Annotated in this window: 14 protein-coding genes; 8 read left to right on the plus strand and 6 right to left on the minus strand. The window is 63.8% G+C overall.

Annotated features, from left to right (window positions below):
* Positions 1 to 26: 26 nt before the first annotated feature.
* The 5 genes from CLV45_RS12770 to CLV45_RS12790 all read right to left on the minus strand — a co-directional run bounded on the left by CLV45_RS12770 (position 27) and on the right by CLV45_RS12790 (position 5,356).
* The gene (locus CLV45_RS12770) at positions 27 to 986 is read right to left on the minus strand and encodes an alpha/beta hydrolase fold domain-containing protein (RefSeq protein WP_157807460.1); all 960 of its coding nucleotides are present in this window, start codon (positions 984 to 986) and stop codon (positions 27 to 29) included.
* Positions 987 to 1,190: 204 nt separating this feature from the next.
* Complete coding sequence (locus CLV45_RS12775; RefSeq protein ID WP_100336734.1) at positions 1,191 to 2,351, minus strand: lysophospholipid acyltransferase family protein; 1,161 nt, start codon at positions 2,349 to 2,351, stop codon at positions 1,191 to 1,193.
* 130 nt (positions 2,352 to 2,481) lie between these two features.
* On the minus strand, positions 2,482 to 3,615 hold the full coding sequence (locus tag CLV45_RS12780) for an aspartyl protease family protein (protein WP_170061851.1): 1,134 nt from the start codon (positions 3,613 to 3,615) through the stop codon (positions 2,482 to 2,484).
* A 222-nt stretch (positions 3,616 to 3,837) separates the two neighbouring features.
* Positions 3,838 to 4,908, minus strand: a complete 1,071-nt coding sequence (locus tag CLV45_RS12785) for an o-succinylbenzoate synthase (protein ID WP_100336736.1) — start codon at positions 4,906 to 4,908, stop codon at positions 3,838 to 3,840.
* Between the two features lie 163 nt (positions 4,909 to 5,071).
* Positions 5,072 to 5,356, minus strand: coding sequence for a KGG domain-containing protein (locus tag CLV45_RS12790; protein WP_100336737.1), 285 nt, complete (start codon positions 5,354 to 5,356; stop codon positions 5,072 to 5,074).
* A gap of 301 nt (positions 5,357 to 5,657) precedes the next feature.
* On the opposite strand from CLV45_RS12790, the gene egtB reads away from it, so the two are divergent.
* The 6 genes from egtB to CLV45_RS12820 all read left to right on the plus strand — a co-directional run bounded on the left by egtB (position 5,658) and on the right by CLV45_RS12820 (position 11,713).
* Positions 5,658 to 6,965 carry an ergothioneine biosynthesis protein EgtB gene (egtB, locus tag CLV45_RS12795; RefSeq protein WP_100336738.1) on the plus strand — a complete coding sequence of 436 codons (1,308 nt, stop codon included), beginning with the start codon at positions 5,658 to 5,660 and terminating at the stop codon, positions 6,963 to 6,965.
* Positions 6,966 to 7,024: 59 nt separating this feature from the next.
* Positions 7,025 to 8,014 (plus strand): L-histidine N(alpha)-methyltransferase, encoded by a 990-nt coding sequence (gene egtD, locus CLV45_RS12800; protein WP_100336739.1) that lies wholly within the window; start codon positions 7,025 to 7,027, stop codon positions 8,012 to 8,014.
* A 50-nt stretch (positions 8,015 to 8,064) separates the two neighbouring features.
* The gene (locus tag CLV45_RS12805) at positions 8,065 to 9,165 is read left to right on the plus strand and encodes a pyridoxal phosphate-dependent aminotransferase (protein WP_100336740.1); all 1,101 of its coding nucleotides are present in this window, start codon (positions 8,065 to 8,067) and stop codon (positions 9,163 to 9,165) included.
* A gap of 131 nt (positions 9,166 to 9,296) precedes the next feature.
* Entirely contained in the window at positions 9,297 to 10,664 is a 1,368-nt protein-coding gene (locus tag CLV45_RS12810; RefSeq protein WP_100336741.1) for an MATE family efflux transporter, read from the plus strand.
* A gap of 116 nt (positions 10,665 to 10,780) precedes the next feature.
* Complete coding sequence (locus tag CLV45_RS12815) at positions 10,781 to 11,341, plus strand: DUF922 domain-containing protein (protein ID WP_100336742.1); 561 nt, start codon at positions 10,781 to 10,783, stop codon at positions 11,339 to 11,341.
* Between the two features lie 24 nt (positions 11,342 to 11,365).
* The gene (locus tag CLV45_RS12820) at positions 11,366 to 11,713 is read left to right on the plus strand and encodes a tRNA-binding protein (RefSeq protein ID WP_100336743.1); all 348 of its coding nucleotides are present in this window, start codon (positions 11,366 to 11,368) and stop codon (positions 11,711 to 11,713) included.
* A 17-nt stretch (positions 11,714 to 11,730) separates the two neighbouring features.
* On the opposite strand, the gene CLV45_RS12825 is transcribed toward CLV45_RS12820, so the two are convergent.
* A complete protein-coding gene (locus CLV45_RS12825) occupies positions 11,731 to 12,084 on the minus strand; it encodes a DUF4296 domain-containing protein (protein ID WP_100336744.1) in 354 nt (117 codons plus the stop codon).
* A 91-nt stretch (positions 12,085 to 12,175) separates the two neighbouring features.
* Here CLV45_RS12825 and CLV45_RS12830 point away from each other — a divergent pair, with 91 nt between their 5' ends.
* A complete protein-coding gene (locus CLV45_RS12830; RefSeq protein ID WP_245882842.1) occupies positions 12,176 to 13,024 on the plus strand; it encodes a DUF58 domain-containing protein in 849 nt (282 codons plus the stop codon).
* A 1-nt stretch (position 13,025) separates the two neighbouring features.
* Positions 13,026 to 13,949, plus strand: a complete 924-nt coding sequence (locus tag CLV45_RS12835) for a hypothetical protein (protein WP_100336746.1) — start codon at positions 13,026 to 13,028, stop codon at positions 13,947 to 13,949.
* Positions 13,950 to 13,957: the final 8 nt, after the last annotated feature.

Below are 13,957 nucleotides of genomic sequence, written 5' to 3' on the forward strand. Positions count from 1 at the left end.
GCGGGTGAAGAATCACTAACCAGGGCTTAAACCCGGGCCCGGGAATCGGGCCGGCGGGCCGGTGCGCGTAGAGAGTGGAGCACCCGGGCGGCGGCCTGCTGGGCCGCCCAGATGCCGTTGGTAAAGGCGGCGGCCTGGTCGAGGGCCTGCCGGGCTTCGGGCACGAAGCGCCAGAACAGATGCCACCAGTGCACCAGTCCCTCAAAGGTTTGCAGCGTCACGGGTACGCCGGCACACCGGGCTTTGGCGGCGAAAGTCAGCACGTCGTCATAGAGCACCTCCGAATCCGAGGTCTGGAGCAGCAGCGGGGGCAGCTCGTGCAAGTCGGCCTGCACCGGCGACACCAGCGGGGCAGTAAGGGGCGTAGTATCCGCGTAGAGGCCGCCCCAGCCCCGGATGGCCAGGGCTTCGAGCAGCTGCAGCTCCTCGTGGGCCACGCGCCGGATAGTGGCCGTGGGCAGTTCCAGGTCGGTCCAGGGTGAGAGGCCGATACCGGCGGCGGGCAGCGGCTCCCGGTTGTCGCGCAGGGCCAGCAGCAACGCCAGGGCCAGGCCGCCCCCGGCCGAGTCGCCGGCCACGATGATGTCGTGGGGGCGGTAGCCCTGCCGCAGCAGCCAGCGGTAGGCCAGCAGCGTGTCGTCGAGGGCGGCGGGGAAAGGAAAGTCGGGGGCTTTGCGGTACTCGATGGTCAGGGCGTGCATCGCGCAGCGCTGGGCCAGGGCCCCCACCGCGCTGCGGTGGGTATTGAGGGAGCCCAGCACGTAGCCGCCGCCGTGCAGATACAACAGCACCCGACGCGGATTGGCATTTTCGGGCTTGATCCACTCGGCGGCCATGCCCTCGAGGGAGAAGCAGTCGAGGTGGACGCCCCAGGGCAGAAACTGGAACAGGCTCCCAATTTCCAGGCTCAGGCGCATGGCCGCAATGCTGGGCCGGCGCCGGGCCAGGGGTGCGGTGGCCGCCGTCAGGAATTGTTTGAGGAGCAAATGCTGGGGGGAAGGCATTTGAAAGCGGGAATTAGAGGCAGAAAATCGGAAGCAGGGCAGCGCTACCACGCGCCCGGACGTGGTACTTATGGGAGGCAAAACGGCCGCCGCGGGGGCAGCACCCGGGTAAGATATTGTCTTTTACTGACTGAGCCAGAACAGGTTTCGCAATTCGCGCCCGATTTATACTTTATACCTTCCGCGTTACATTTTCTGGCCCAGCTTATGGCCCTTATAGCCCCGGATGGCAATGGGAATCCAACCCAGAATCGGAATAAAAAAGCTGAGCGTAAACGGATTGCGCCAGATCATGCGCAGCCAGGCCCCGGGGCTGGTCAGGTCGAGGCGGATGCCGCGCTTGCCTTTCTGGGTGTACTGCTTCTCGAACTCGGTGAACAGGGCGGGCCAGGCGAAGGGCAGGAAAAATGGGAAGGAGCGCCAATTTTCCCGGATCCGCTGCCACATTTCGCCCCAGCGGTAGGGCTTTTGGCCGTGCTGCTGCACGGCGGCGTCCATTTCGGCCTGCATACGGGCCCGCACCTGGTTCGACAGGTCCTCGTACTCGGCCCGGCTCAGTTCGTCGTGGGCTTTGTTGGTCAGCTCGTAGGGCTTGATGCGGGAGCCCAGCACGAAGGTGAGCTTGGCCGGGAAGGCCATGTAGAAAAACCAGGGCTGCAGCAGCACCATGAGCACAATGGGGCCCACGGGAATAAAAGGAATGCCGATTTTCTTGCTCAAATTGTTGAGCCAGTCCCAGCTGTAGGCGTAGGGGTTGAGGTATTCGCCGTTGATGGTATAGAACGGGATGATGTCGGTGCGGTGCTGAATACCCAGCCGGATCATACTCGTGGCGAGGCGCTGCAGCTCGTACTTGCGGTTGAAGCCCTTGCCAATGCCCGGCACGCCCTCCGGGTAGAGCATCAGGTTGTGCTCCTGGTAGTACATCATCGTCTCGAAGTTGAGCGTGGTGGCGTCCACGCAGCCGCAACGCTTCCAGAAGTCGCGCACCAGAAACGGGTTCATCAGGGCCGACTGCGACAACATGGGCGCCGACAGCGGCCGGGGCAAATCCTGGAGGTCGGGCAGTTTGCGCCACAGGTGCGAGAGGGCCACCATGGCATCCCAGGGAAAGGCCATGCCCGAGTGGTTGGAGGCAAAAATCAGGGGCCGGTCGGGGTTGTTGCGCTGGGGGTAATTGTCGAAGCCAACCAGCTCGGAGCGGAACCAGACCCGGTCGAGCAGCTGCAGAATGTTCTTATCGAGCTCCCAGACGAATTCCTCGTCGAAGTAATCGGCGTAGATGTGCTGATTGGCCCGGATTTCGGGTGGCGGGGTCGGCAGCGCGGGCGAAGGAGCCGTGGGCATCAGGCAAAAACGAGCGAGAAGGTGGGTGGCAAGGAAACGGACGGGCTTCTAAGGTAGAGAAATATACGGTCGGGAGTCCGCCAGCGGTGTGGGGCCCCGCATTTTCCTTTACTGCCGGCATGGTTGCCGCCTAAATTTCGCGCTTGAGCTGCACCTGGGCCGTGGTCAGCTCGCCGTTGGGCCGCTGCACGATGAGCAGGATCTTGCGCCCGTCGGCGGAGTGCAACAGGCGGCTGACCTGGGTCAGGGAGAAAGCACTGGCCGGCAGCAGATTGATGGACAAAATCTCGTCGTCTACCTTCAACCCGGCCTTGGCCGCGGGGGAGCCTGGTACCACCTGGGTGATGACGTAGCGGCGGTAGTCGGGGCCGGCGGCCACCAGATCCATGCCGCACATGTCGTGCTCGAAAGGCTCCCGGTAGAGAATGTTGGGCCGTAGCAGCAGGTAGTTGTGGGTGTAGTCGATGATAATATCGAAGCGCTTGAGAAGCTCGAAGCCGATGTTGCCGTTGCGGGGCACGTCGGCGCGCATGGCCACGTCGGTCGAGTCAGGAAAGGAGGTGAGCAGGGAATTGAGCTGGTAGCGGCCCAGCGTCAAGCCCGTCACCCGGCCCAGGTAGCCGTTGATAAAGCCGTTGAGGCCTTTCCCGAGCTGGGAGCGGAGCCGCTTGGGCGGCAGGTGCAGTTGGTCGTTGGAAGTGGTTTCGAGCGAAAGGGCGTGGCCGGCCCCGGTGTCCAGAATCAGCTTCAGCGGTAAGTGCAGCGAGTCAGTGACCTGGACCTCGGCGGTGAGGTAGGGCTTGTTGCCTTCCAGATCCAGAGGTACCGAAGCCCAGCGCCGGCCGCGGGGCTTGCGGTACTGAGCCGGGTCGTGGAATACCACCAGGCTTTCGGCGGGCCGCACCTCCACCACGAAGCTGCGAAAAACGTCGGAGCCCAGAATCCCGTGAATGGGCATGCCCACGTAGCCCGACAGATTCAGAATATCCTCCGACAGAATCAGGAATAGCATGGACTGGGCTTGCACGCCCGGCAGCTCCACCCGCACGTTGTTGGTTTCGGAGGCTTCGAGCGGGGCTTCGTTGCCGACGCCCGCCACCCGGAAGCTCCGGCCAATGCGCAGCTGCAGGGCCGAGCGCAGCGCAGGGTCGGTGATGAGGGAAGTACCCACACCCGTGTCCAGCAGGAAGTTGTACGGCCCCTGCCCATTGAGGCGGGCGTTGACGACAATCAGGTTGCGCTCCATCTCAAAGTGAAATTTCACTTTGTGGGTCTTCGGCTTCACAAACCGAAACGGCACGGAGACTTGGCCCGCGGCGGGCCCGGCGGTTAGTCCCAAGGCCAGGACCAGCAGCAAAAGCCACCCGCCCCGCCCGAGCAGGCTACAGCAACTCGACGTATATGGGCGGGAGCAGGTCATGGTGGGAACGTGGCGGCCTGGTAAGATAGCAAATTTTTCGCCTCCCCGCACGCCCCACCGGTATGGTTATTCCAAGTCGCCCCAGACGCCGCCCGGCTCGTAATACAAGTGGCCCCGCTGAATGGTCAACGGAGCAGCTATGTTGTTGGTATAGAGCTGCCCCGTGCCCAGGCCCTGCGGAAAGTCGGGCGGAGCAAACTGGGCGGCAAACTGGCTGATGGCGTTTAAGCCCACGTTGGACTCCAGGGCCGAGGTGAGCCACCAGGCAATACCGCGGGCCTCGGCCAGAGCAATCCAGCGGCGGGTGGCAGCCAGGCCGCCCACCAGCGTGGGTTTGAGAATGATGTAGGCGGGCCGGATCTGGTCGAGCAACTGCTCCTGCTGCCCCGCCTCGGTAATGCCAATGAGCTCCTCGTCCAGGGCCACCGGCACCGGCGACTCCCGGCACACGGCGGCCATGGCCGCCCATTGCCCGGCCCGGATGGGCTGCTCGATGGAGTGCAGCTCAAATTGGGCCAGCTGCTGGAGCTTGTGCAAGGCTTCTGCGGGCGCAAAGGCCCCGTTGGCATCCACGCGCAGGGTAAGCTGCGCGGGCGGCGCCACGGCCCGGATTTCGGCCAATAGCCGCAGTTCGGTGGCAAAGTCAATGCCCCCGATTTTGAGCTTGAGGCAGGAGTAGCCGTCGGCCAGTTTTTTCTGGATTTGCTCCCGCATAAAGGCCGCGTCGCCCATCCATACCAGTCCGTTGATGGGAATTCCGGCCTGCCCGCGGCTGAAGGGCGTGTCGTAGAGCTGCCGGCGGCCTCCCTGCTGCCAGTCGAGCACGGCCGTTTCCAGGGCGAAGCGCAGGGCGGGCAGCTCCGCCGGCACCAGGGCCGCCGCCGTTTCGGGACTTAGCGCCGGATGGTTTTGCTGGTTGAATATCCGGCAGAAGTCGGCAATCTGGGTTTCCGTAGCGGGGCCGTAATCGGGGCTGAGGCCGGCCAGCGGGGCTGCTTCGCCCACCCCCACCCGGCCGGGCTGCACCGGGTCGGTGAGTTGCAGGTAGTAGGCGTAGTGCTCGGTCAGGGCCCCGCGGGAAGTGCGGGCCGGGAAGTTGAAGCGCAGCACGCGCCGGGAGTAGGAAAGGTGCAGCATGGGGGCAAAGGAAGGCAGATACGCGGCGAAGCAACAGGCAAGAGCCCGGTTTTGCTGGCCGCCGGCTAATAATTGCCAAAAAAAGAACAAGCCCCCGTGCAAAACACGGAGGCTTGTCGGCTTAATGACGACGGGTTAGAGTCGTCGATACTTCAGACGGAAACTATCGGGTGGCACCGCCCTGGTTGCTCCGTCCGCGACTAGCTTGGCCCCCCTTACGGCCAGCTTCACGGGCTTCCTCTGAAGTAAAACGGTGGCCGCGGCCACTCTCGTGCGAGGCTTTACCGCCCTCACTGGCGATGCGGCGCTGTTCGGCGGGGTCCATGGCGGCAAAGCCGCGGAGGCTCTTGCCGGCAGGCGAAGTTTTGCTGTTGGTGCTGCGGGCGCCTTGGCGGCCGGCCTGGCTCTGCTGCGAAGAGCCGCTGCGGGTTGAGTTGTTCGTAATCATAGTTTTGTAGGGTTTGGAGAACGGATGACTGACTTGCCCCTTCTAACGGGGCGACCTGTAACAAGGATAGGCATCTTCCCCCCAAAAACCGCCTCTAAACCCCAAAATACCAACTACTACTGATGAGCTCTGCGTACTTAATAGGGAAGCTGCGCGATAAGTACCCACCCGAGTTTATGGCTGAGCTCAGGAGGTAGCATTCTTCCCAGCCAATAGCGTATAAGTACCATCAGGAATTAGAGCAGTTCAAAACCCATTTTCTACTTTCCGGTTACCTTTCCACGCCCTCTTCCCCTGCCTCATGACTTCTTCCCCCCTGCTCACTCCTGCGGCCGCCGCCCCGGCTACCGACGCGTTTCTGCCCCGCTTCCGCGCGGTGCGCCACCAAACCGAGGCCCTGTGCCGGCCCCTGCTACCCGAAGACACGGTGGTGCAGCCCGTCATTGACGTGAGCCCGCCGAAGTGGCACCTGGCGCACACCACCTGGTTTTTCGAAACGTTTCTGCTAACCCAATACCAACCTGGCTACCAAGTATTTCACCCCGACTACGCCTTCCTGTTCAACTCCTACTACAACTCGCTGGGCAGCCGCGTGAACCGGGCCGACCGGGGCACCTTGTCGCGCCCGGCCCTGCACGAGGTGTACGCCTACCGGGCCCACGTCGACGCCTGCATGGAAGAATTGCTGCTGGCCAATCTGGAGTTACCGGCGGCCTTTGCCGAGGTAATGGAGCTGGGCTTGCAGCACGAGCAGCAGCACCAGGAGCTGCTGGTCACCGACATTAAGTATATCCTGAGCACCAGTCCGCTGGCCCCGGCTTACCTGCCGGCTTCCACCGACGCGCCGGTTGCGGCCGCCCCGCCCCTGCCGGCGGCCCGCTGGCTGCCCGTGCCGGGCGGCGTGTACCGTATTGGCTACGAGGGGGAAGGCTTCTGCTTCGACAATGAGCAGGCCGCCCACGAGGTACTCGTGCCCGACTTTGCCCTGCAAAACCGCCTGGTGACCAACGGCGAGTACCTGGAGTTTATGCAGGCCGGCGGCTACTCCGATTTCCGCTACTGGCTGGGCGAAGGCTGGGAGCTGGTGCAGGCCCAGCAGTGGCAGGCCCCGCTGTACTGGGTACAGCGGCCCGAGGGCTGGTTCCGGTTTACCCACCACGGCCTGCGCCCTCTCGACCTGAACGCCCCGGTAACCCACGTGAGCTTTTACGAGGCCGACGCCTACGCCCACTGGCAGGGCGCCCGCCTGCCCACCGAACAGGAGTGGGAAGTAGTTGCCCGCCGCTACCGGCCCGAAGCGACGACGGGCACTTTCCTAGAAAGCCGTAGCTTCGACCCGCAGCCGCTGCCGGCCGACGCCGACCCCGACCAGTGCCACCAGCTGCTCGGCGACGCCTGGGAATGGACGTATTCGGCCTACCACCCCTACCCGGGCTACGAGCGGGCCCCCGGCGCCCTGGGCGAATACAACGGCAAGTTTATGCTCAACCAGCTGGTGCTGCGCGGCGGCTCCTGCGCCACGCCCGAAAGCCACATCCGGCTCACCTACCGCAACTTTTTCCACCCCGACAAACGCTGGCAGTTTACCGGCATCCGGCTGGCCCGCTAGGCCCGAAGCGGCCGACCCCGTCCTCTCTCATTTCCTCTCTCACTCCCCCATTTCCGTTCATGTCGGCTTCCCCCGCTCCTACTCTTTCCCCGGTTGCTTCTTCTGATTTGGCCCGCCACGTCACGGAAGGGCTGCGCCGCTCGCCCAAAACCCTGTCGTCGATGTACTTCTACGACGACGCGGGCAGTGAGCTGTTCCAGCAAATTATGGCCCTGCCCGAGTACTACCCCACCCGTACCGAGTTTGGGCTGCTGCAAGCCCATCAGGAAGCCATTGGCCGGGCCCTGCGCCCCGCCGACCCGGCCGAGCCGTTTTTCCTGCTGGAACTCGGGGCCGGCGACGGGCTCAAAACCAAGATTCTGCTGCGCCACCTGCTCGAAACCGGGGCCCGCTTCACCTACGTGCCGGTTGATATTTCGGCGGCCGCCCTCGACGGGCTGGTAGCCAGCCTGCAGCAGGAACTGCCCGCGCTGCAGGTCGAGCCCCAGGTGTCGGACTACAGCACGGCCCTGACGCTGATGGCCGCGCGGCCGGGCCGCAAAGCGGTGCTGTTTCTGGGTTCCAACATCGGCAACTTCCTGCCCGCCGACCGCCACGCCTTTCTGCAGCAGCTCACCCGGCCGTTGTCGGCCAATGACCGGCTGCTCATCGGCTTCGATTTGCAGAAAGACCCGCGCCAGATTCGCGCCGCCTACGACGACGCCCAGGGCGTGACGGCCGCCTTCAACCTGAACCTGCTTACCCGCCTGAACCGGGAGCTGGACGCGGACTTCGACCTGGCCGCCTGGCAGCACTACACCGACTACGACCCGCTTTCGGGCGCCGTCCGCTCGTTCCTAGTCAGCACCCGCCGCCAGCAAGTGGCGTTTGGCGCCCTGCAGCACCGCGTCGAATTTGAGGCCTGGGAAGTTATTCACACCGAGAATTCCTACAAGTTTACCCGCCACCTCATCGAGCAACTGGCCACCGACGCGGGCCTGCAGGTGCAGCACTTTTTCACCGACGAGCACGACTACTTTGCCGACGTGGTGCTGGCGCCCCAGCCTTAGCTTAGGCCCGCTTCGGCTTTGCAATCCGGCGGCGGCCAGTAGCTTTGGGCATGCAAACTTTTCCTGACGTAATCAGTCTGGCCTCGGGCTACGGCAACTTTGCGCCCCCCGCGGCGGCCGTAGCCCAGGCTGCCGCGCTGCTACAGGCCGGCCCGCTGCCCACCAGTCCCATTGCAGGAATGCCCGAACTGCGGGCCGCCCTTGCCGCCCGCTACCAGCAGCAGGGCGCGGCCACCGGGCCGGAGCAGGTGCTGGTAACGCCCGGGGCCAAGCCGGCCCTGTTTGCCCTGTTCAAAGCAGCGCTGGAGCCCGGCGACGAAGTGCTGCTGCTCACGCCCAACTGGTTTGGCTTCCGCGGCCTGGTGGAAAAAGCCGGCGGCACGCTGCGCACCCTGCCCCTGGACCCGGCCACCGACTACGCCTGGCAGCCCGAGCAGCTGAGCTCGGCTATTCACGCCCGCACCCGGATTCTGCTGCTGAGCAACCCCAACAACCCCACCGGCCGGGTGTACACCCGCGCCGAGTGGGAAGGCCTGCTGCGCATTACCCGGCAGTGGCCCGGGCTACTGGTTGTGTCCGACGAAATCTACGACGGTATCCACTTCGGACCCGAGCCGTTTACCTCCCTGCTCAGCCTACCCGACCCGCACCGGCAGCACGTGGTAGTCAGTGGCTATTCCAAGTCCCTAGGCCTCATTGGCTGGAGCGTGGGCTACCTAGTGGCGCCGGAAGAGCTGATTCGCCGGGCAGCAGCCTGGCAGTTCAGCACCAGCGCGGCCGTGGCAGCGTTGTCGCAGGCGGCGGCCCAGGCGGCTACCGAGCAGGCATCGGCCATTAGCCAGCAGCTGTGCAGCGGCCTGCTCACCAACCGGGAAATTATGCGCCAGTGGCTGGCCGCTCTGCCGCCCCAGCCTCCGTTTCCGCTGGGCACCTACTATGCTTTTCCCGATTTCCGCCGGTTTCTACGGCCGGATTTACCGCTCACCGAAGCTTCGGCCGAACTGGCGGCGCGGCTGCGGGCCGGGGGCGCCGAGGTGGTAGATGGTGGGAGCTGCGACGCCCCGGGCTTTTTCCGGTTGTCGTACGCCGTGCCCGAGCCGCTACTGCGCGAAGCTCTGCGGCGCATTCGGGCGGCGCTGACGGCGGACTAAGCCTGTGCTGCCCGAAACCCAGGGGCGGCTACAGACCGGGCTGATGCTGGAATAAGCCCCTGCTTATTTGGAGCCAACACCAGCCGGGCCGGCGCGTTGTTGTACCTTTGCGCCTCGTTTTGCCCCGTTTTATGTCTCTTGCCCAAACCCGCTCCCACATTGTTCCTACCCTGCTGCTAGCCTTGCCCGTCGTGGTCAGCCAGCTGGGGCACATAGCTGTGGGCGTGTGCGACAGTATGATGGTGGGCAAAATCGGGAAGGTTCCGCTGGCGGCCGTGTCGTTGGGCATCAGCGTGAGCACCGTATTCATGATTCTGGGCATGGGCCTCACCTTTGCCATTACGCCCCTGGTAGCCGCCGCCGACGGCCGCCGCGACATTCCGGCCCTGGGTCACTTGCTCAACGGCGGAGTTTGGCTTAGCACGCTGGCCGGCCTCGCGCTGGCCGGCCTGGGCTTTGGGGTGGCCCCGCTACTGCACTACCTCAACCAGCCCGCCGAGGTAGTAGCGCTGGCCGCGCCCTGGGTGCGGGTCATTTTCGTGTCCTTCCTGCCGCTGATGGTTTTTCAGGGCTTCAAGCAGTACGCCGAGGGCCTGGGCCTCACGTTTCAGTCGATGGTCCTCTCGCTGATTGCCAACCTGGTGAATGCCTTGCTCTGCTACGTGCTTATTTTCGGCAACTTCGGGGCCCCCAAGCTAGGTATGATGGGAGCCGCCTGGGCCACGCTGGTGGCCCGCATTCTGATGGCCGTATTCATGGGGGCCTACGTGCTGCGGGCCAAACGTTTGGCTCCGTACCGGGCCGCCACCCACTGGCTGCACCCCGACGGCACCACGATGCGGCACTTACTGAGCTTGGGTGCGCCCATTGGCGTGCAGATGATGTTCGAGATGGGCGCCTTCAGCTTTTCGGCCATCATGATTGGTTGGCTGGGTGCCACTTCCCTGGCCGCCCACCAGATTGCCATCAACATTGCCTCGGTGACCTACATGGCCGCCAGCGGCATCGGGGCAGCTGTTACCATCCGCGTTGGTAATTTCCGGGGACTCGGCGATGCGCCCGGTGCCCGGCAGGCCGGCTTTGCGGCCTACCTCATTACGTTTCTATTCATGAGTGCCATGGCCCTGCTGCTCATTGCCGGCCGGGGCCTGATTCCCCACTTCTACAACAACGACCCGCAGGTGCTGGCCCAGGCCTCCACGCTGCTGCTCATTGGGGCCCTGTTCCAGATTTCGGACGGCCTGCAGGTGGTGGGCCTGGGCGCCTTGCGGGGTTTGCAGGACGTAAAAATACCCTCTATCGTGGCCCTGCTAGCGTATTGGGCCGTGGCTCTGCCCTTCGGCTACTGGCTGGGTTTCCACCAGGGCCTGGGCGCCACCGGCATCTGGGTGGGGCTGCTGACCGGCCTGAGCCTGGTGGCGGGGCTGCTGCTATGGCGCTTTCGCCAGCACAGCGCCTCCCTGGTCGTGCCGGCCGCGCTGCCCGTGGCCAGCCATTAGCGCAGACCTTGCCGGCGGCCGGATATTTTGGTTAGCCCGGAATTGAAATGTACCGAAAGTAGTTTGTTTCTTGCGGCTGATTTCCCCGCTCAGGATTGCACTTTACCGCTACTACGATGCCTTTTCTCTCTTTTATCATCTCCCTGCTCCCGCTGCTGACTTCTCCCGCTAAGCACCCTGCAGTAGCGGCCCCGCCGGTGGAAAAGATTACCTGGTCGGCCTCCCGGCCCCTAACCTGGGCCGACTTCAAGAGCAAGCCCCAGCCCATTGAGCAAATGGCGGCCCTGACTTCGGCCTCGATTGATACCCAGATCGGCTGCAAAGATTACGTGTTTTCGTCGCAGGTCATTGCCGTTTTTATTCCGAACGAGTCGTGGGTGCGGGACCCGGCCAAGGCCACGCCGGCCCTGCTGCGCCACGAGCAGCTCCACTTCGACCTGACCGAGGTGCACGCCCGCATGATGCGCCAGAAGCTGAGCATTGCCAAGTTCGACTGTGAACACCTGAACCCGGCTTTCCAGAACCTGTCCAACGCCATGTACTCGGGCTGGAAGCGGGAAATGGCCCGCTACGACCAGGAAACCAACCATGGCCTGAACACGGCCAAGCAAACGTACTGGGAAACCCAGGTGCAGCAGCGCCTGACGTTGCTCGATAAATTTGCCGCCCAACCTTAGCCTGGGGTTTGCTAAGTTGCGGCCATGAACCCCGAAAACACCATCACCTGGGCCGATTTTGAGCGCGTCGACCTGCGCGTGGGCACCATCCTGGAGGCCCGCGAATTTCCCCAGGCCCGCAAGCCCGCCTACCAGCTCCTGATTGACTTGGGCCCCGAAATCGGCTCGAAACGCTCTAGCGCCCAGATTACCCGGCACTACACTCCCGAAACCCTGGTGGGCCGGCAGGTGCTGTGCGTAGTCAACTTCCCGCCGAAGCAAATCGGCCCTTTCCGTTCCGAAGTTCTCGTGACCGGCGCCCCCGACGCGGAAGGGCACATCGTGCTGGCCAGCCTGGCCGGCCCGGTGCCCAACGGCAGCCGGCTGGCGTAGGGTGGGGCTTACGGCCGCTAGTGCTGCAACTGGGCCTTGCGCATGGCCAGGCTGTCGAGCACAATGCCGTAGAGCTCGTCGAGGTCTTTGTTGTGCACGGCGTAGTAGCGGTAGCTCTGCCAGAAGGCCGAATCCGTTACTTCGTGTCGCCAGAGCATATCTTTCTGCAGCTGGTTGAACAAAGCCTGGGAGGAATCGGCGCGCAGGTGGGCCGCCTCCACCCGACTCTCGTTCAGGTGCAGCTCCACCAGCAACTGCACCATTTTCTCTTTGGGCAGCAAGGACGAGGGCGGCACGGCTTCTTCGGGCCGTTGGCAGCAGGCCAACAAAGCGCTTAGAATCAGGGCCAGGCAGACAGGTAGCTTTTTCACGCTCGCAAAGTTAGGAGGAACCCGTAGTTTAGCCGAAATGAATTCAGAGGCCGCCACTCCTTTTCAACAACTTGTCCGGAAGCTTCGGCAGATGGAAATACGCATCCTCAAGGCGGCGGATGCTCAGCTGCAGGGCGATTTTCATTCCGTTTTCAAAGGTACCGGCCTCGAATTCGACGATGTGCGCCTCTACCAGTACGGCGACGAGGTGCGGGCCATCGACTGGGCCGTATCGAGCAAAGGCCACGGGACCTTCGTCAAGACCTATAAGGAAGAACGGGAGCAATCCGTTCTGCTCTTGCTTGACGTCAGCGCCTCCCAGCAGGTGGGCGCCGAAGGGAGGCGCAAGCTGGACGTGGGCCGCGAAATCTGCGGCATTCTGGCCCTGGCCGCCGCCCGCCAGGATGCCCAGCTCGGAATTCTGGCCTTTTCCGACCAGAAAGAAATGTACCTGGCCCCGGGCAAGGGCATCCGGCACGCCTACTCGCTGATCAAGCGGCTGTTTGAGCTGGAGCCCAAGTCCCGGCAAACGGCCGTGGCGGGCGGCATCAAGCAGGCCCTGGGCTTGCTCAAGCGCCGCAGCATCATCCTGCTCATCTCCGACTTTATCGACACCAACTACGAGCGGGAACTGACCATGCTGGCCCGTAAGCACGACTTGGTTGTGGTGCAGCTGCTCGACAAGCGGGAGCAGGAGTTTCCGCCCCTGGGCATCGTGCCCCTGCTCGACCAGGAAACCGGCCGCACGGTGTGGGTTAATACCTCGGCTGAGGCTTTCCGGAAACGGTACCGGACCACTTACGAGCAGAATCGGGAGCAAATCGGGCAAATCTGCCGCCGCCACCGCACCGAGTACCTCTCCATTGCCACCGACGTCGACTTCGTGCCCCAGCTGGTGCGGCTGTTTCGGCGGCGTAACCAGCGGGGCGGCCGGGCCTGATATGCGGCGCTTTTCTTCTCTGTTTTTGGGCCTGGCCTTGCTGCTGAGCCACGCTGCGGCAGCTGTTTCCTCCGCGGAGCAGGATGTGCCGCGCAGCCGCTTTATGCGCCCCGGCACCCGGGTGGGCGAAATTATCGACTACGAGCTGAGCTACGCCCACGCCCCGGATCTGGAAGTTATTTTTCCCGACTCCACGGCCGAGTTCAAGCCCTTCGAGTACGTGGGCAAGACCTTCTACCCCACCCGCACCCGGCGCGGCCAAAGCATCGACCGGACGGTTTACCACCTGCGCACCTTCGCCCTGGACTCGGTGCAGCGCCTGAGCTTACCAGTCACCATTCTGCGCGGCAATGACACGGTGGCGGTGGCCAGCACGGCGGCCGTGGTGCGGCTGCTGCGCACGGCCACGGTGGCGGCCGGCGCGGCCCAGGCCCCGGTACTGCAGCAAAACACGACTCCGCTGCCGGTGCCCACCCAGTTTAACTACCCCTACTGGCTGGCTGGCGCCGGGGTGCTGGCGCTGGCGCTGGGCGGCTTTTTCGTGGGCTTCCGCCGCACCCTGCGCCTGCGCTACCAACGCTACCGGCTGCGCAAAAACCACGTCTACTTCCTGGCCCAGTACGCCCGCCACATCGAGCGGTTTACCCTATCCCGGTCCCTGACCAACATGGAACGGGCCATTACGCTCTGGAAAAACTACCTCACCGGCCTCGAAGACAACACCATCAACAGCCTGACGACCCGCGAAATTGTGGCGCACTACGAAAACGACCACGACGTGAATACCGCCCTGCGCATCACCGACCGGGTCATTTACGGCAATCAGTTTTCGGAGGAAGAAGCCGAAACGGATATGGCCTTCGTGCTGCTGCGCGACTTTGCCGAGCGGCGCTACGAATTGGTGTCGGCTCGGCTGCGGGCATAGCCGGTCCT

The sequence above is a fragment of the Hymenobacter chitinivorans DSM 11115 genome, from assembly GCF_002797555.1.
GTDB lineage: Bacteria > Bacteroidota > Bacteroidia > Cytophagales > Hymenobacteraceae > Hymenobacter > Hymenobacter chitinivorans.

Coding starts and splice junctions, on each gene's coding strand:
- CLV45_RS12820 (WP_100336743.1), top strand. CDS start 11,366: ATGAACCCCGAAAACACCATCACCTGGGCCGATTTTGAGCGCGTCGAC.
- egtD (WP_100336739.1), top strand. CDS start 7,025: ATGTCGGCTTCCCCCGCTCCTACTCTTTCCCCGGTTGCTTCTTCTGAT.
- egtB (WP_100336738.1), top strand. CDS start 5,658: ATGACTTCTTCCCCCCTGCTCACTCCTGCGGCCGCCGCCCCGGCTACC.
- CLV45_RS12830 (WP_245882842.1), top strand. CDS start 12,176: ATGGAAATACGCATCCTCAAGGCGGCGGATGCTCAGCTGCAGGGCGAT.
- CLV45_RS12805 (WP_100336740.1), top strand. CDS start 8,065: ATGCAAACTTTTCCTGACGTAATCAGTCTGGCCTCGGGCTACGGCAAC.
- CLV45_RS12835 (WP_100336746.1), top strand. CDS start 13,026: ATGCGGCGCTTTTCTTCTCTGTTTTTGGGCCTGGCCTTGCTGCTGAGC.
- CLV45_RS12815 (WP_100336742.1), top strand. CDS start 10,781: ATGCCTTTTCTCTCTTTTATCATCTCCCTGCTCCCGCTGCTGACTTCT.
- CLV45_RS12785 (WP_100336736.1), bottom strand. CDS start 4,908: ATGCTGCACCTTTCCTACTCCCGGCGCGTGCTGCGCTTCAACTTCCCG.
- CLV45_RS12775 (WP_100336734.1), bottom strand. CDS start 2,351: ATGCCCACGGCTCCTTCGCCCGCGCTGCCGACCCCGCCACCCGAAATC.
- CLV45_RS12790 (WP_100336737.1), bottom strand. CDS start 5,356: ATGATTACGAACAACTCAACCCGCAGCGGCTCTTCGCAGCAGAGCCAG.
- CLV45_RS12810 (WP_100336741.1), top strand. CDS start 9,297: ATGTCTCTTGCCCAAACCCGCTCCCACATTGTTCCTACCCTGCTGCTA.